The sequence below is a fragment of the Leifsonia sp. 10N434 genome (genome assembly GCF_056394405.1).
Genome location: NZ_JBFTHV010000007.1, coordinates 43,261 through 59,714 on the forward strand (window position 1 = coordinate 43,261; position 16,454 = coordinate 59,714).

General features: G+C 70.3%; 16 protein-coding genes and 1 riboswitch. Of the genes, 8 read left to right on the top strand and 8 right to left on the bottom strand.

From position 1 onward, the window contains the following. Positions 1 to 9: 9 nt before the first annotated feature. Together galK and AC1DB1_RS16525 are read left to right on the top strand one after the other, a co-directional pair. Positions 10 to 1,170, top strand: a complete 1,161-nt coding sequence (galK, locus tag AC1DB1_RS16520) for a galactokinase (RefSeq protein WP_477201597.1) — start codon at positions 10 to 12, stop codon at positions 1,168 to 1,170. 4 nt (positions 1,171 to 1,174) lie between these two features. Continuing rightward, on the top strand, positions 1,175 to 1,954 hold the full coding sequence (locus AC1DB1_RS16525; protein ID WP_477201598.1) for an MBL fold metallo-hydrolase: 780 nt from the start codon (positions 1,175 to 1,177) through the stop codon (positions 1,952 to 1,954). Here AC1DB1_RS16525 and AC1DB1_RS16530 read toward each other — a convergent pair. Beyond that, positions 1,932 to 2,573, bottom strand: a complete 642-nt coding sequence (locus AC1DB1_RS16530) for a YdcF family protein (RefSeq protein WP_477201599.1) — start codon at positions 2,571 to 2,573, stop codon at positions 1,932 to 1,934. The genes AC1DB1_RS16525 and AC1DB1_RS16530 overlap by 23 nt on opposite strands. Positions 2,574 to 2,630: 57 nt before the next feature. Here AC1DB1_RS16530 and AC1DB1_RS16535 point away from each other — a divergent pair, with 57 nt between their 5' ends. Then, complete coding sequence (locus AC1DB1_RS16535) at positions 2,631 to 3,143, top strand: gamma carbonic anhydrase family protein (RefSeq protein WP_477201600.1); 513 nt, start codon at positions 2,631 to 2,633, stop codon at positions 3,141 to 3,143. Positions 3,144 to 3,149: 6 nt separating this feature from the next. On the opposite strand, the gene AC1DB1_RS16540 is transcribed toward AC1DB1_RS16535, so the two are convergent. The 3 genes from AC1DB1_RS16540 to glyA form a co-directional block, all read right to left on the bottom strand. Then, on the bottom strand, positions 3,150 to 3,659 hold the full coding sequence (locus AC1DB1_RS16540) for a YbaK/EbsC family protein (protein WP_477201687.1): 510 nt from the start codon (positions 3,657 to 3,659) through the stop codon (positions 3,150 to 3,152). Between the two features lie 63 nt (positions 3,660 to 3,722). Then, positions 3,723 to 4,607 carry a bifunctional methylenetetrahydrofolate dehydrogenase/methenyltetrahydrofolate cyclohydrolase gene (locus AC1DB1_RS16545; protein WP_477201601.1) on the bottom strand — a complete coding sequence of 295 codons (885 nt, stop codon included), beginning with the start codon at positions 4,605 to 4,607 and terminating at the stop codon, positions 3,723 to 3,725. 14 nt (positions 4,608 to 4,621) lie between these two features. Continuing rightward, positions 4,622 to 5,947 carry a serine hydroxymethyltransferase gene (glyA, locus tag AC1DB1_RS16550; protein ID WP_271175603.1) on the bottom strand — a complete coding sequence of 442 codons (1,326 nt, stop codon included), beginning with the start codon at positions 5,945 to 5,947 and terminating at the stop codon, positions 4,622 to 4,624. 37 nt (positions 5,948 to 5,984) lie between these two features. Beyond that, positions 5,985 to 6,083, bottom strand: a riboswitch (ZMP/ZTP riboswitch). A gap of 136 nt (positions 6,084 to 6,219) precedes the next feature. Between glyA and AC1DB1_RS16555 the strand changes: the two genes are divergently transcribed. Further along, positions 6,220 to 7,752 carry a beta-N-acetylhexosaminidase gene (locus tag AC1DB1_RS16555; RefSeq protein WP_477201602.1) on the top strand — a complete coding sequence of 511 codons (1,533 nt, stop codon included), beginning with the start codon at positions 6,220 to 6,222 and terminating at the stop codon, positions 7,750 to 7,752. An 18-nt stretch (positions 7,753 to 7,770) separates the two neighbouring features. On the opposite strand, the gene AC1DB1_RS16560 is transcribed toward AC1DB1_RS16555, so the two are convergent. The 4 genes from AC1DB1_RS16560 to AC1DB1_RS16575 form a co-directional block, all read right to left on the bottom strand. Beyond that, complete coding sequence (locus AC1DB1_RS16560; protein ID WP_477201603.1) at positions 7,771 to 8,982, bottom strand: hypothetical protein; 1,212 nt, start codon at positions 8,980 to 8,982, stop codon at positions 7,771 to 7,773. A gap of 180 nt (positions 8,983 to 9,162) precedes the next feature. Then, complete coding sequence (locus tag AC1DB1_RS16565) at positions 9,163 to 10,068, bottom strand: carbohydrate ABC transporter permease (RefSeq protein ID WP_477201604.1); 906 nt, start codon at positions 10,066 to 10,068, stop codon at positions 9,163 to 9,165. Further along, positions 10,065 to 11,027 carry a carbohydrate ABC transporter permease gene (locus tag AC1DB1_RS16570; protein ID WP_271175607.1) on the bottom strand — a complete coding sequence of 321 codons (963 nt, stop codon included), beginning with the start codon at positions 11,025 to 11,027 and terminating at the stop codon, positions 10,065 to 10,067. Before AC1DB1_RS16570 ends, AC1DB1_RS16565 begins: the two co-directional genes overlap by 4 nt. A 10-nt stretch (positions 11,028 to 11,037) precedes the next feature. Beyond that, entirely contained in the window at positions 11,038 to 12,282 is a 1,245-nt protein-coding gene (locus AC1DB1_RS16575; RefSeq protein ID WP_477201605.1) for an extracellular solute-binding protein, read from the bottom strand. Positions 12,283 to 12,626: 344 nt separating this feature from the next. On the opposite strand from AC1DB1_RS16575, the gene AC1DB1_RS16580 reads away from it, so the two are divergent. The 4 genes from AC1DB1_RS16580 (at position 12,627) to AC1DB1_RS16595 (ending at position 16,453) form a co-directional block, all read left to right on the top strand. After that, a complete protein-coding gene (locus AC1DB1_RS16580; protein WP_477201688.1) occupies positions 12,627 to 13,523 on the top strand; it encodes an SIS domain-containing protein in 897 nt (298 codons plus the stop codon). Further along, the gene (locus AC1DB1_RS16585) at positions 13,520 to 14,563 is read left to right on the top strand and encodes an ROK family protein (RefSeq protein ID WP_477201606.1); all 1,044 of its coding nucleotides are present in this window, start codon (positions 13,520 to 13,522) and stop codon (positions 14,561 to 14,563) included. Before AC1DB1_RS16580 ends, AC1DB1_RS16585 begins: the two co-directional genes overlap by 4 nt. Next, on the top strand, positions 14,560 to 15,480 hold the full coding sequence (locus tag AC1DB1_RS16590; protein ID WP_477201607.1) for a 1-phosphofructokinase family hexose kinase: 921 nt from the start codon (positions 14,560 to 14,562) through the stop codon (positions 15,478 to 15,480). Before AC1DB1_RS16585 ends, AC1DB1_RS16590 begins: the two co-directional genes overlap by 4 nt. Before the next feature lie 109 nt (positions 15,481 to 15,589). Continuing rightward, complete coding sequence (locus tag AC1DB1_RS16595) at positions 15,590 to 16,453, top strand: class II fructose-bisphosphate aldolase (protein WP_477201608.1); 864 nt, start codon at positions 15,590 to 15,592, stop codon at positions 16,451 to 16,453. Position 16,454: the final 1 nt, after the last annotated feature.

Sequence of the window (16,454 nt, forward strand, 5' to 3'; positions counted from 1 at the left end):
GCCCCCTCGATGACCGACCTGCGCCAGGACACCCTCGCCGCTTTCGCCGAGATCTTCGGCCGCGACGCCGACGGCCTCTGGTCCGCCCCCGGGCGCGTCAACCTGATCGGCGAGCACACCGACTACAACGAGGGCTTCGTGCTCCCGTTCGCGATCAACCGCCGCACGGTCGCCGCGCTCGGCCTGCGTGACGACCGGATCGCGCGCGTCGGCAGCTCTTTCGCCGACGAGGTGGTGGAGATCGACCTCGACCGGATCGGCCCCGACACGCTCGGCGGCTGGTCGGGCTACCCGCTCGGCGTCGCCTGGGCGCTCGGCCAGTTCGGCGCCGACCTGAGCGCCGTGCCCGGCTTCGACATCCTGATCGACTCGAACGTGCCGGTCGGCGCCGGGCTGTCGTCGTCGGCCGCGATCGAGGGCGCGGTCGCCCTCGCGCTCAACGATGTGTGGCAGCTGGGCTTCGACCGCCGCACGCTCGCCGCGGTTGGCCAGCGCTCCGAGAACGTCGTCGTCGGCGCCCCCACCGGCATCATGGACCAGTCGGCGTCGCTGCTCGGCCAGCACGATTCCGCGGTGTTCCTCGACTGCCGCTCGCTCGAAGCGGAGATCATCCCGCTCGGGCTGGAAGAGGCCGGCCTCGAGATCGTGATCATCGACACCGGCGTTGAGCACGCGCACGCGACCGGCGGCTACGCCGAGCGCCGCGCCTCCTGCGAGGCCGGGGCGCGCGCCCTCGGCGTCGAATCGCTGCGCGACGTGTCCGTCTCCGACCTCGACCGGGCACGCGAGGTCCTCGACGACGTGACCTTCCGCCGCGTGCGGCACGTGGTCACCGAGAACCAGCGGGTGCTCGACACCGTGCGCACCCTGCGGGAGTCCGGCCCGACCGCGATCGGCGAGCTGCTCGACGCGTCGCACCGCTCGATGCGCGACGACTTCGAGATCTCCGTGCCCGAGCTCGACCTGGCGGTCGAGACCGCGCAGGCGAACGGCGCGATCGGCGCCCGGATGACCGGCGGCGGCTTCGGCGGCTCCGCCATCGCGCTCGTGCCGACCGACGCGGTGTCCCGGGTGTTCGTCGCACTCGACGGCGCCTTCGCCGAGCACGGCTTCGGTCAGCCGGAACTCTTCACCGTCACCCCGTCGGAGGGCGCGAAGCGCGAGAATTGACGGCATGACCGACGCGGAGCTCACCTGGCTCGACCCCGACACCGTCCAGATCCGCCAGCCGAAGACCTCCCACTGGGAGGCGCCGTTCCTGTTCCTGCTGTTCGGCCGCGACCGATCGCTCCTGCTCGACACGGGGGCGACCACCGACGAGGCGGTGTTCCCGCTGCGCCGCACGATCGACGAGCTCACCCAGGACTGGCTGCGCCGCCATCCGGCGCGCTTCGTGCGGCCGTACCCCCTCGTGGTCGCGCACACGCATGCGCACCGCGACCACATCGCCGGTGACGCCCTGCTGGCCGATCGCCCGGCGACGACCGTCGTCGGAACCACCGCGGCCGAGGTGATCGGCTTCTTCGGATTCCGGTCGTGGCCGGCCGAGATCGTCGGCTTCGACCTGGGCGACCGGATGCTCGACCTCATCGGCGCGCCCGGCCACGAGCCGTCGGCGGTGGCGTTCTTCGACCGCGCGACGGGCATCCTGTTCACGGGCGACACGATCTGCCCCGGCAACCTCTACGTACGCGATCGTCCGGACTTCGTGCGAACCATCGAGCGGCTGATCGCGTTCCGCGACGGGTCGGCGGTGCCGGTGCGCACGCTGCTCGGCGCGCACGTCGAGATGTCGAACCAGCCGGGCGTCGACTACCCCTCCGGCACGGTCGAACAACCTGACGAGGCCCCGCTGGCGATGCCGCCGAGCATCCTCGACGAGGTGCGCGCCGCCCTCGACGAGCCGGGCGGCCGGGTGGTGCGCGACCGCTTCATCGTCGTGCACGACGGGTGACCGCCGCGGCACGCACCCACTCGTAGACGACGAGCACCGGCTTCAGAGGCGCGAACTCGCCGGGCCGGTAGTCCCGCGCGCGGCGCAGTCGCGCAGCGACCTCCGGGGCCTGTTGCGCGAGGTATCGGCGCGCTCGCAGGGCGTGGAAGGTGTTCGACGCGATCCTGACCGAGGGCGCGTCGCCGATGAGCGGCAGCGAGAACCGGATGTTCTCCCAGGTCGAGCGCGCCTGCTCCTCCAGCACGACCCGGTCGGCCGGCACACCGAGTACCGCGACGGCGTAGTCCGCCATCAGCGCGGCCTCGGACCGCTCCGACCGCGTCGCGGCGCCGGAGAACACGAAGGTGGCCGTTCGCGGGTCGACCGACCGCACCGCGATCCTGGTGCGCCAGCGCTGCACGGCGTTGACCCGTCCGCTGCTGCTCGACGCGAAGCCGAGCACGAGCACGACCTCGTCCGGCTCGCCGATCGCCGGGTCGAGACGGCCGAGCGGCAGCGCCTGCACGGACGCGCGCCAGGTGAGCCACTCGCTCGCCGCCAGCACGGCGGACGCGCCGACGGCGGCGCCGAGGCCGACGGCGACAGCCCTGCGTGGCGTGGTTCTGTGGTGCCTGCCCATCCCACCATTCGATCATGCGGGCGCACCCGGCGCAGACACGCGGCCTAGGCTGACGGGATGAGCATCCACACCCTTGCCGACGGGGCGGCGCCGACCGTCTCCGAAACCGCCTTCGTCGCCCCGGGAGCGGTACTGGCCGGACGCGTGCGGCTGGGCGAGCGGGCGAGCGTCTGGTACAACGCCGTGCTGCGCGCCGAGTCGGAGGACATCGTGGTCGGCGCACGCAGCAACATCCAGGACAACGTCTCGTGCCACGTCGACGCCGGCTTCCCCCTGACCGTCGGCGACGACGTGTCGGTGGGGCACAACGCGGTGCTGCACGGCTGCACGATCGAAGACGGCGTGCTGGTCGGGATGCACGCGACGGTGATGAACGGCGCGGTGGTCGGCACCGGATCGCTGCTCGCCGCGGGCACCCTGGTGCTCGAGGGCGCGATCATCCCGCCCGGATCGCTCGTGGCGGGCGTGCCGGGAAAGGTGCGCCGCGAGTTGACCGACGAGGAGCGCGCGGGTGTGCTGCGCAACGCGGCCGCCTACCTGGAGATCACCGAGGCGCACCGGCCGCGCTGACCGGGACTAGACCTCCGAGGGCTCCACCGGCCCCGGCTCGCCGCCGGTGAGCCGCACCAGTTCGTCGAAGGTGGTCGGGAAGACCGTGTGCGCGTGCCCGGCGGCCGCCCAGACCTCCGGATAGCCGGCGAGCGCCACGTCCACGACCGTGCGGATCGGCGCCGGGTGGCCGACGGGCGCAACGCCGCCGATGGTCTGACCGGTCGCCGCCTTCACCGTCTCGGCGTCGGCGCGGCGGATGCGGCCGCCGAGGCGTTCGCCGAGGAACGCGGTGTCGACCCGGTGCGCGCCCGAGGTCATGACGAGCAGGGGCTCGTCGTCGAACGTGAACACGAGGGAGTTCGCGATCGCGCCCACCTCGATGCCGAGCTCGGCCGCCGCGGCGACCGCCGTCGGCGTGGCCGTCTCGAACCACCGGATGCGCGGCTCGACGCCGCCGTCGCGCAGCGCCTGCTCCACGCGCTGGACGGCGGGGTGCGTGCGCTCCCGTTCGGCCTGCTCGCTCTGCTCGCCCACGCTCTGCTCGCCCACGCCCTGCTCGCCCACGCTCTGCTCGCCCACGCCCGGCTCGCCCACGCCCTAGACCTCCAGCGAGCGCTCGGCCGACTCGACCACGTTCTGCAGCAGCAGCGCGCGGGTCATCGGGCCGACGCCGCCCGGGTTCGGGGAGATCCACGACGCGACCTCGGCCACGTCGGGGGCGACGTCGCCGGCGACGCGGCTCTTTCCGGTCTCGGGGTCTTCGATGCGGCTCACGCCGACGTCGAGCACGATCGCGCCCGGCTTGACGTTGTCGGCGGTGACCAGGCCGGCGACCCCCGCAGCGGCGACGATCACGTCGGCACGCCTCAGGTGGGCATCCAGGTCGACGGTGCCGGTGTGGGTCAGGGTGACGGTGGCGTTGATCTCGCGGCGGGTGAGCAGCGAGCCGATCGAGCGGCCGACGGTGACACCGCGGCCGACCACGACCACGTCCTTGCCCTTCAGGTCGATCCCGTGACGCAGCATGAGGTCGATGACACCGCGCGGGGTGCACGGCAGGGGCGTGGTGATCGGTCGGCTGACGTTCAGCATCAGGCGGCCGAGGTTGGTCGGGTGCAGCCCGTCGGCGTCCTTGGCGGGGTCGACGAGTTCGAGGATCGCGTCGGTGTCGATGTGCGGGGGCAGCGGGAGCTGCACGATGAAACCGGTGCAGTCGGGGTCGCCGTTGAGCTCTTCGACGACGGCCTCGAGCTCGGCCTGCGAGATGTCGGCGGGCAGGTCACGGCGGATCGACGAGATACCGACCTCGGCGCAGTCGCGGTGCTTGCCCGCGACGTACCACTGCGAACCGGGGTCGTCGCCGACGAGCACCGTGCCGAGCCCGGGTACGACACCGCGCTCGCGCAGGGCGTCCACCCGCTCCTTCAGTTCGGCCTTGATCGCCGCTGCCGTCTTCTTGCCGTCCAGGATCTGTGCGGTCATGTCTCGGCGCCGTCTCAGATCGAGGAGGGGAGCTCGACCGGGAAGGCGTCCTGCCCCGACGGGGTGAGGCCGGGGTACAGGGGGAACGCGGCCGTCAGCGCGCCGACGCGTGCGCGCAGGGCTCCGGTGTCGGCACCCGGCTGCAGCGCGGCGGCGATGATCTCGGCGACCTCGGTGAACTGCACGTCGCCGAAGCCGCGGGTGGCGAGCGCCGGCGTTCCGATGCGCAGCCCCGAGGTGACCATCGGCGGGCGCGGGTCGAACGGGACCGCGTTGCGGTTGACCGTGATGCCCACCTCGTGCAGCACGTCCTCCGCTTGCTGGCCGTCGAGCTGCGAGTGGCGCAGGTCGGCGAGCACCAGGTGCACGTCGGTGCCGCCGGTGAGCACGTCGACGCCGCCGGCGCGCGAGTCCTCCGCCGTCAGACGGTCGGCCAGGATCTGCGCGCCGCGGATGGTGCGCTCCTGACGGTCGCGGAACTCGTCGGTGGCGGCGAGCTTGAACGCGGTCGCCTTGGCGGCGATCACGTGCATCAGCGGGCCGCCCTGCTGGCCGGGGAAGACGTTGGAGTTGAGCTTCTTGGCCAGCTCCATGTCGCGCGCGACGATGAAGCCCGAGCGCGGGCCGCCGATCGTCTTGTGCACGGTGGAGCTCACCACGTCGGCGAACGGGACGGGCGACGGGTGCAGCCCTGCGGCGACGAGACCGGCGAAGTGCGCCATGTCGACCCAGAGCTTGGCGCCGACCTCGTCGGCGATCGCACGGAACGCGGCGAAGTCGAGGTGACGCGGGTACGCGGACCAGCCCGCGATGATGACCTGCGGCTTGTGCTCGAGCGCCTTGTCGCGCACGACGTTCATGTCGACGAGGAAGGTCTCCGGGTCGACGCCGTAGGAGACGGCGTTGTAGAGCTTGCCGGAGAAGTTGAGCTTCATGCCGTGGGTCAGGTGACCGCCGTGGGCGAGTTCGAGACCCAGGATGGTGTCGCCCGGGGTGGCGATCGCGGAGAGGACCGCGGCGTTCGCGCTCGCACCGGAGTGGGGCTGGACGTTGGCGTACTCGGCGCCGAACAGGCTCTTGGCACGGTCGATCGCCAGCTGCTCGGCGATGTCGACGTACTCGCAGCCGCCGTAGTAGCGACGCCCGGGGTAGCCCTCGGCGTACTTGTTGGTGAGCACGCTGCCCACCGACTCCAGGATGGCGCGGGGGACGAAGTTCTCGGACGCGATCATCTCGAGGTAGTCGCGCTGGCGGCCCAGCTCGAGCTGCAGCACCTCGGCGATCTCGGGGTCGACCTCGGCGAGCGGGGCGGTGAACGTCGAAGGAAGTGTGTCAGTCAAAACCGGCTCCTTTTATGACAGGGGTGGACAGAGAATCCGTATCGACCCAGGCGCGCGGCCGAATCCACCCGATCTGATCAAGGCTCCGTGTCGCTTCCCAATGGTGACCATTTGAGCGCCAGTCGCGACGATCGCAAGCATAGCAAAGCCCGAACGCGCTCTCGGGCCTTGCCCTTTAGTTAAGAGCCCTGCAATACTCGCTGATGGTCGTCCAGCGGGCGGGCAGCGTCGGCCTCTCTCACCAAAGCTCTTACCCAGCAGAAGGAGAACGCGTGCCCGCAGGCGAGCCGATCCCGGTCATCCCCCATCCCGTTTCCGCCGAGTCCGTCGACGGCGCACCGTTCACACTCCGGCCGGGCGCCCGGGTCAGCGTCGCCGGCGCAGGAGCCGGGGAAGTGGCCGAACTGTTGCTGGCCGAGCTCGCCTCCGACTGCCGCCGCGACCTCACGGTCGTGCACGAACCACCGGCCTTCGGCGACATCGCCATCGTGATCGCCGAGGACGAGGTGCCGGAGGACTCCCGTGCCGAGGGCTACAGCCTGTCCGTCACGGCCGAGGGCGTGCGCGTCGGGGCCGCGAGCGCCGCCGGGGCGTTCTGGGGCGTGCAGACGCTGCGCCAGCTGCTCCCGGTCGAGTGCGCCTCGGACCCGCTGACGATCGAGCCGGTGATCATCCGCGACCGGCCGCGTTACGCGTATCGCGGGGCGATGCTGGATGTCGCCCGCCACTTCTTCGCGCCGGCCGAGGTGCGCCGTTTCATCGACGCGATCGTGCTGCTCAAGATCAACCACCTGCACCTGCACCTCACCGACGACCAGGGCTGGCGCATCCAGATCGAGCGCTGGCCGAACCTGACCGCGCACGGCGGCTCGACCGGCAGCGACGGCAGCGCCGGCGGCTTCTACACGCAGGACGAGTTCCGCGAGCTCGTCGCCTACGCGGCGGCCCGCCACGTGACGATCGTTCCCGAGCTCGACATGCCGGGACACACGAACGCCGCCCTCGCCTCGTACCCCGAGCTCACTCCGTCGGGCGCCGCCCCGGCGCTCTACACCGGCTCCAAGGTCGGCTTCAGCACGCTGCAGGCGGACGACGTGCGCACGTGGGAGTTCATCGACGACGTGGTCGGCGAGGTCGCGGCGCTCACCCCCGGCCCCTATCTGCACATCGGCGGCGACGAGTGCCTGAGCACCTCCCCCGGTGAGTTCCTGCGGTTCATCGCCCGCGCGACGGCGATCGTCGCCGACCACGGCAAGACGCCGGCCGGCTGGCACGAGATGGGCAAGAGCGACGCGCTCCCCGGCGGCACGATCGGCCAGTACTGGGACTTCCTGACGCCGCGGGAGAGCGCAGGCGACGAGACGCTCTCGTTCGTGCGCCAGGGCGGCTCGGTGATCATGTCGCCCGCCGACGTCTCCTACCTCGACATCGTGTACGAGGAGGGCGACCGCCTCGGGCAGGACTGGGCCGACGGCCCCACGAGCATCCGGCAGTCGTACGAGTGGGACCCTGCACGCATCGTGCCCGGGCTCGGCGACGCGCACATCCTCGGCGTGGAGGGTCCGGTCTGGACCGAGACGCTCGCCACGATCGACGACGTCGAGGAGATGGTGTTCCCGCGCCTCGCCGCGGTCGCCGAGGTGGCGTGGTCACCGGCGCCGGCCGACACGGCCGACGTGGAGAGCGTGCGGGACTTCGGGGACTTCGCACCGCGGCTGGCCGCACTGGGCGCGCACTGGGCGGCCGCGGGCACGAACTTCCGCCGGGTGCCGGAGATCGCCTGGCACGAGCACGCGTCCGTCTGACGCAGCCAGGCGCCGCGCTCAGGGGTAGCCGAGGAACCAGAGCAGGAAGATCGCGACCGGCTGCAGCGCGATCCCGGTGATCAGCACGGTCATCCTGGCGCGCCGATTGTGCGTCAGCCCGCGGGCACCCGCCAGGGGATACAGCGGCATCAGCAGCCGGAACAGGCTCTCCTGCGGCAGGAACACGGCGAACAGGTAGAGCGCGTAGCTCGCCGCGAAGGCCACCACCTCCGTGCCGAGTGCCCGGATGCTCGGCCGCCGCAGCAACCAGACGTAGCCGACGATCGCCGCGACCACCAGCACGGCGCCGATCACGCTGGCGTACCGCCAGGTGAACAGGAACCAGGGCGTCATCGGAACGAACGCGACCCGGCCGACGAAACCGGTCCACCAGGAGAGCTCGGTCTGCAGGTAGGCGCCGGGGAAGCCGGTGACGGCGGACGCGATGAGCGGCCAGGCGAGGCCGGCAACGGCGGTCACGCCGGCGGTCACGATCATCGCCACCCGTTCGCGCCAGCGGAAGGCCTCACCGCCGCGCCGCTGCTGCACCAGGCGCACGATGAACAGGATGCCGATGGTCAGCGGAAGCGCCAGCTCCCCCGGCTTGGTGAACGCCGCAGCGACGCCCAGTGGGATGACCCACCAGTAGCGGCGCGACATGATCGCCCAGAGCGAGGCGAACAGCAGGAAGAAGAACATCGACTCGGCGTACGCCACCTGCAGGATGAACGAGAGCGGCCCGAAGCAGAAGAAGACGGCGGTCCACAGTCCGCTGGTGGCGCCGACGCGGGACGCGACGAGCCGGTAGAGCACGAGTGCGGCGGCGGCCCCGAAGAGCGTCGCCACGATCACCCCGGCCTGGTAGAACGCGAGCCCGGTGACGAACATGACGCCGCTGACGATCCACGGGAACAGCGGCAGGAACGCCCAGGCGTTCGGCACCACGTTGCCGGAGCCGTCGGTGGGGATCGACGACGGGTACCCCATCTCGGCGATCTGCCGGTAGAACGATGCGTCCCACGAACCGGAGAAGGTGAAGAAGGTCGGGTCGGCGCGCGAGCTCGCGAAGCTCCAGTCGCCGGCGGACGCGGTGAGGAACAGCGTGAGCATCAGGGTGGTCGTGAAGACGCGCGACGCGAGGAAGATTCCGAGCACCACGATCCACCAGCGGTGCTGTCGTGCCCCGAAACGGATGGTCGAGGGCGCCAGCGCGATCCTGTCGATGAGCACGCCGCCCTGCTCCTCCACTCCGTGCGTTTCCAAACCCGCGCAGAATCCCGAAATCGAGTGCGCGCCCCCTCACGAGATGGTACGCCGGGTCGAGGGTCAACCCGCAATCGATCGGACCCGAAAACGTACAGGAACGGAGCGCCCGCATCGCGCCACACGGCGCGGGCGCTCCGTTCCGGCCTACTTGACGCTGCCCTGCGTGAGACCGCCGACCAGGCGCTTCTCGATCAGCATGAACAGCACCACGACCGGGATGACCGCGACGATCGACACGGCGAAGACGTACTGCCAGGCCGCGTCGTACTGACCGACGAACTTGGTCAGCGCGACCGACAGCGGCTGGTTGCCGTCGGTGGACAGGATCACCAGGCTCGCCGCGAACTCGTTCCACGACGCCACGAAGGTGTAGATGATCGCCGTGACGATGCCGGGCCAGACGAGCGGCAGCTGCACCCGGAACAGCACCGTCCACTTGCCGGCGCCGTCGAGCTGGGCGGCCTCGTCGACCTCCTTCGGCACCCCCGCGAAGAAGTTGTGCATGATCCAGATCGCGAACGCCAGGTTGAACGCGGCGTTGATGAGGATCATCGCGAGCCAGGTGTCGTTGAGCCCCAGGGCCACCATCTCTTTGAAGAGGCCGGTGGCGAGCACCGTCGGCTGCAGCATCTGCGTCACGATCACCAGGAAGAGGAAGACCCCACGCCCCGGAAAGCGGAACCGCGCCGTGTAGTACGCAGCGGGAACGCAGACCAGCAGCACCAGCGCGGTGGCGAAGACCGAGATGACGATGGTTGAGATGAGGTTCTCGGGCAGCGGCGTCTCCGGCGTCGACCACATGGTGAGGTAGTTCTCGGGATGCCAGGTCTTCGGCAGGTAGCTGGGCGGCACCGCGAGGATGTCGTCCCGGCTCTTGAACGACCCGATCAGCATGATCAGGTAGGGCAGCACGAAGATCAACGCGATGACCAGGCCTGCGACCATCCGGCCGGCGACGCGCCCGGTGAACCGGCCTTCCTGCTGCCGACGTCGCGCCGGCTTCACGGGGGTGTCAGCGCCGGCGAGCGCCACGGGGGCGGGGGCGGTCATGAGACCTCCTTCATCGGCTTGACGATCCACAGGTAGAGGGCGACGACCACCAGCACGATCAGGAAGTTGATCACGCTCAGTGCGCTCGACAGGTCGATGCGCTGCTCGTTCTGCAGGAGCTTGAACACGTAGGTCGTGGTCGTGTCCGCCTTGTAGCCGGGGATCGATCCGGTCATGAGCTTGAGGATCGGCAGCGAGTTGAACACGTTGATGATGTTGATCAGGCTGGCGAGGGCGATCGCGTTGCGGAGGTTCGGCAGCGTCACGCTGAAGTACGTGCGCGCCGGTCCCGCGCCGTCCACCTTGGCCGCCTCGAGCATGTCGCCCGGGATGCCGGCGAGACCCGCGAGCAGGGTGTAGGTCGAGAACGGCAGCGATACGAACACCGCGATGGCGATCGACGACAGGAACGCGGGCAGCGGCTCCTTGGTGAAGCCGAACGGCTCCGACAGGAGGTGCACATCGACGAGGAACTTGTTGATGATGCCGTAGAACGGGTCGAGACCGTAGACGAACACGGTCGTCGTCATGACGACGCTGGCCGCCCACGGGATCAGGATGGCCATCCGCACCCATTGCCGGCCGGGGAAGTTCTTGTTGAGGAACTGGGCGAGCGCGAGGGAGATGACGACCGTGATCACGACGACGGACACCACCCAGAACAGGGTGTTGAGCAGGATGCCGGGGAGCTCGGGGCGCGCGAGCACCGTGAGGTAGTTCTGGAACCCGACGGAGCCGTGGTCGACGCCGGCGACCGAGATCTTGCGGGTGGAGTTGAAGATCATGTAGCCGGCCGGGAACAGCACGACGCCGAAGATCAGGATGAGGGCGGGCAGGGTCCACGGAACCGCGTGCCACAGGTCGCCGGGTGTTCCGCCGGGCCGTGGCCGTCCGCTCGCCCCGCGACGGGGACGGCCGGTGGCCGCCCCCGTCGGGGTCTTCTCGATGGTGTCACTCATACTGTTGCGGTTACTTGCCGTCGGCCTTCGCCTGAATCGACTTCAGCAGGTCGGCCGGGTTCGCGCCCTGGCCCAGCTGCCCGATCTGGCTCTGGATGGCGCCCTGCGCCGCAGCCCAGTCGGGGTTGGTCGACGGGTAGAACTTGGCGTCGGGGAGCAGGTCGAGGAACGGCTTGATGGTCTCGTCGGAGGCCATTGCGTCCGCACCGGTCTTGGTCGTGGGCAGGAAGCCCTCGGCGCCGACCCACTTGCTGTAGACGGGCGCGCTGTAGAAGTAGTCGAGGAACTTCTTGATCGAGGCCGTCTTGTCGGTCTTGTTCTTGAACGCCATCAGGTGGTCGGCGACGCCCAGGGTGAACGAGGAGCCGTCCTTGGTCGGGATCGGAGCGATACCGTACTTCAGGCTCGGGTTCTTGTCCTTGATCTGGCCGACGATCGGCGGGAGGCCGATCTGCATGCCGATCTTGCCCTGGATGAAGACGTTCATCAGCGGCGTGCGGTTGGTCGAACCGGGGTTCGCCTCGGTGACGCCGGACGTGATGATCTTCTGCATCTCGGTGGCGCCGGCGACGTTCTCCGGGCTGTCGATGGTCAGCGTCTTGGCGTCGCCGTAGCCACCGCCGGCACCGTAGAACCAGATGGCGGTCTCGGCCTGCGCCTCTTCGCTGCCGAGCGGCATGCCGTACCCGGTGGTGCCTGAGGCCTTCAGCTTCGCGGCGTCGGTCTCGAACTCCGCCCAGGTCTTGGGCGGCGCGCTGATGCCGGCCTTCGCGAACGCGTCCTTGTTGTAGAACAGGGCGCGCGCCGAGGCGATGAACGGAAGCCCGTACTGGGTGCCGTCGATGCTCGCGTTGTCCTTGAACGCGGTCTGGAAGTCGTCGAGCGTCTTCGCGGACACGACGTCCTTGGCCGGGTAGAGGAGGTCGTCGGCAGCGAAGCCGGCGAACGCGTCGATGTTCAGGATGTCGGGCTGCTTGCCCGCGGCGACCTTGGTCTTGATCACGTTGTTGATGTCGGTCCACGACTCGACATCGAGGTTCACCGTGATGCCGGAGTTCTTGGCCTCGAAGTCCTTGATGATCTCCTGCCACTCCGCCTTGGTGTTGTCGGAGTAGCTGGCGACCATGAGGTCGAGTGACTGGGAGCCGCCCGACGCGCTGCCGCCGGATCCGCCGCTGAAACCGCAGGACGCGAGCGTCATGGTGGCGGCCGTCGCGACTGCGACAGCGGCCCCCCACCGCAGAGACTTCTTCATTGACTTCCTCACTCTCGAATGGAACGAACCGTCGCTGAATGCGAAGTATCTCTGCGCGGCGGTGCGTCGGGGATGATGCTTTATGACTCATTTGTGCCGCAAATAAACATTTGCGTTCAATTGATGATCGATCATTGCGCGCTGGTGATCTCACGTCAAGGAACCGCGCAGACATCGTTACACGGCGTTTACACGGCCGTCCCCAGACGGACTCGAAGCGCCAAATAACGATTGAAGATGATTACTAGACAGACATATCGCTCATAAGCGATCATTGACACATCATTGGCGACAGACGACGAGGAGACGACGCTGTGACGCAAGCCACAAACCCCGGAGCGCACATGGAAGCGGAGCTCCGTTCGCAGCCGGAGACCTGGGCGCGCGCGGCCGAACTGCGCGCCGAGCAGAAGCTCCTCCCGGCCGCCGGGCAGCGCGTCGCGGTCGTCGGCTGCGGCACCTCGTGGTTCATGGCGCAGTCGTACGCCGCACTCCGCGAGACCGCGGGACTCGGTGTGACCGACGCGTTCGCCGCCTCCGAGACGCCCGGTGCATCCGCGCCGTTCGACACCCGCGACTACGACGCGATCGTCGCGATCACCCGCTCCGGCACGACGACCGAGGTGCTCGAACTGCTCGACGGACTGCGGGCATCCGGCAACGGGGCTCGCACGATCGGCATCGTCGGCGATCCGGAGACGCCGCTGGTCGACCTCGTCGACGATGTCGTGACGCTGCCCTTCGCCGACGAGACGTCGGTGGTGCAGACCCGGTTCGCGACGACGGCGCTCGCCTTCGTGCGCGCGTCGCTGGGCGACGACCTCGACGCCGCCATCCGCGACGCTGCTGCCGCGATCGACGAGACGCTCGACGCCGCGCTGATCGGCGCCGACCAGTACACGTTCCTCGGCGCCGGCTGGACCGTCGGGCTCGCGCACGAGGCCGCGCTGAAGATGCGCGAGGCCTCGCAATCGTGGACCGAGTCCTACCCGGCCAAGGAGTACCGCCACGGCCCGATCGCCATCGCGGCCCCCGGCCGGGTGAGCTGGATGTTCGGCGACGCTCCCGAGGGACTGGCCGCCGACGTCGCGGTGACCGGCGCACGATTCGAGAACGCTCCCGTCGACCCGCTCGCCGATCTCGTCCGCGCGCAGCGTGTCGCCCTCGCGCGGGCCCGACGTTTCGAGCTCGACCCCGACCGTCCCCGCAACCTCACCCGATCTGTCATCCTGGCCTCGTGAACGCAGAGTCGCCAGCAGCGCCGCCCTCCCCCGGCCGCACCGGCAGCGCCCCCGGCCGCACCGGCACCGTTGACCTGGGCGCCGGCAGCGCCGTGCTCGCCTTCGACGTCGGCGGCACCGACATGAAGGCCGCTCTGATCGACGCCGGCGGCACGATCCTCGGGCTGGAGCGCATCCGGACCCCGCAAGACGGCGACCACACGGCCGATCTCGTCGTCGACGCCGTCGTGAGGTCGTCCGCACGGTTCCGCGCCGCGCATCCGGAGATCGAGCCGCGCGCCATCGGGCTGCTCGTACCCGGTCACGTCGACGACGAGGCGGGCATCGGCGTCTTCTCCGAGAACCTCGGCTGGCACGACTACCCGTTCCGCGACCGCGTCGCCGCAGCGGTTGACCTGCCTGTCTCGTTCAGCCACGACGTGCGCGGCGCCGGCGAGGCCGAGCACCGCCTCGGCGCAGCGGCTCCGTTCCGCGACGTCGTCGTGATGGCGATCGGCACCGGGATCGCCGGCGCCATCTTCATCGGCGGCGTGCTGTACGCCGGCGGCGGCATGGCCGGCGAGATGGGGCACTCCCGCGTCGCCGACGGCCCCGAGTGCGCCTGCGGCGGCCGCGGCTGTCTCGAAGCGGTGGCCTCGGCCGCCGCCATCGCCCGGCGCTACACCGGGCGCACGGGCACGCCGGTCGCGGGTTCCAAAGAGGTGCTCGAGCGCGCGCAGGCGGGCGACCCGGACGCGCAGTTCATCTGGGAGAGCGCACTGGATGCCCTGGCCCTCGACCTCTCGCACACGGTCGCGCTGCTCGCGCCGGAGGCCATCGTCATCGGCGGCGGGCTCTCGCAGGCGGGACCGGCCCTGTTCGAGCCGCTCGCGGAGCGGCTGGATGCGCTTCTCACCTTCCAGCGCCGACCCCTGCTGCTGCCCGCGAGCATCGGCGAGGACGCCGGTGTGATCGGCGCCGCCTTGCGGGCACGAGACCTGGTCGACACCCTGACGCCGGCGGAGCAGCCGCCCCGCGCGGGGCTGGAGGTGTCTGCGTGATCCTCACCGTGACGCCCAATCCGGCGATCGATCTCACCTACCGGGTGCCCGTGCTCGACGTCGGGGAGTCGCATCGCGTCGCTCCCCCGGCGGTCCGTGCCGGCGGCAAGGGCCTCAATGTCGCGCGGGTGATCGCCCAGACCGGCGGCGCCTCCTTCGCGCTCACGACCGCGGGCGGACCGGCCGGCGTCCGGCTCGGAGACGACCTGCTCTCGGCGGGGCTGCCGCACGAGCTGGTCCCGGTCGCGAGCCCCACCCGCAGCAGTGTCGCGATCGTCGACGACGCCTCCGGGCTCACCACCATCTTCAACGAGACCGGCGCCGCGCTCACTGAGGCGGAGTGGACGGCGCTGCTGGACGCCGCCGAGCGCCTGGCCGTGCCCGCGAGCTGCCTGGTCGCATCGGGCAGCCTGCCGCCGGAAGCTCCGGGCGATCTCTACGCGCGATTGGCCGGGATCGCCGCAGCCCGCGGCATCCCGAGCATCATCGACGCCATCGGTCCGGCGCTTCTGCAGGCCGCGGAGGCCGGCGCGACCGTGCTGAAGCCGAACCGCCGCGAGCTCGCCGAGACGACGGGCGAGAGCGATCCCGTCGCGGGGGCGACGCGGCTGCTCGAGCTCGGAGCCCGACTCGTGATCGTCTCGTTGGGCGAAGACGGGATGATCGGTGTCGCGGCCGACGCGCCCGGCCGTCCCGTGCACGCTCGGCTGCCGCAGGCGCTCCGCGGCAACGCGACCGGCGCCGGTGACGCAGCCGTCGCTGCGGTCGCGTCGTGCCTCGCGGCCGGTGTCGGCGGACTGCCCGCCATCCTGTCGCTCGCCACCGCGTGGTCGGCCGCCGCCGTACTCGCGCCGCTCGCCGGCGAACTCGATCCGTCGTACCCAGCGCTCGAAGACGCGGTGCAGCTCTCCGGCTGAACGGCCGACCCGCCCGCGCGATCACCGCCAGCACCCACGACCCACGCTTCACGCCAACGCTTCACGACCCACCGCCCGACGAACCACCTGACGATCCGGAAAGCCGCCGATGCCTCTCGTACCCACCGCCGACCTGCTGAACGGCGCCGTCTCCCGGCGCACCGGGCTCGGCGCGTTCAACGTCATCCATCTCGAGACCGCGGAGGCGCTCGTCGCCGCCGCGGAGGACGCAGGCCTGCCCGTGATCCTGCAGATCTCGCAGAACTGCGTCGGCTACCACGGCGGACTGGAGCCGATCGCCCGCGCGACCCTGGCCGTCGCCGCGGGTTCGCAGGCGCCGGTCGCCGTGCACCTCGACCACGCGGAAGACGAGGAGCTGACCCGCCAGGCGATCGACCTCGGCTTCGGCTCGGTGATGTTCGACGGCGCGAAGCTCCCCTACGAGCAGAACGTCGAGGCCACCGTGCGGGTCGTCGAGTACGCGCACGCCAACGACGTCGTCGTGGAGGCCGAGCTCGGCGAGATCGGCGGCAAGGACGGCGCGCACGCGCCGGGGGTGCGCACCGATCCGGATGAGGCGCGACGGTTCGTCGACGAGACAGGCGTCGACGCCCTCGCCGTCGCGGTCGGCAGCTCCCACGCCATGACCGAACGGACCGCCTCCCTCGACCTCGGCTTGATCGGGCGCCTGCACGCGGCTGTCCCCGTTCCCCTCGTGTTGCACGGCTCTTCCGGGGTCGCGGATGAGACGATCGTGTCGGCGATCCGTTCCGGGATCACCAAGGTCAACGTCTCCACCCATCTCAACGCCGCCTTCACGGCTGCCGTGCGGCGCACCCTGGCCGAGCGTCCCGAGATGGTCGATTCGCGTCGCTACCTGCGCGAGGGACGCACCGCGGTGACGGCCGAGGCGGCACGCCTCCTCACGCTGTTCGCCGTGACGGAACCCGCGCCAGAAGGAGCCAGAAGCTGAT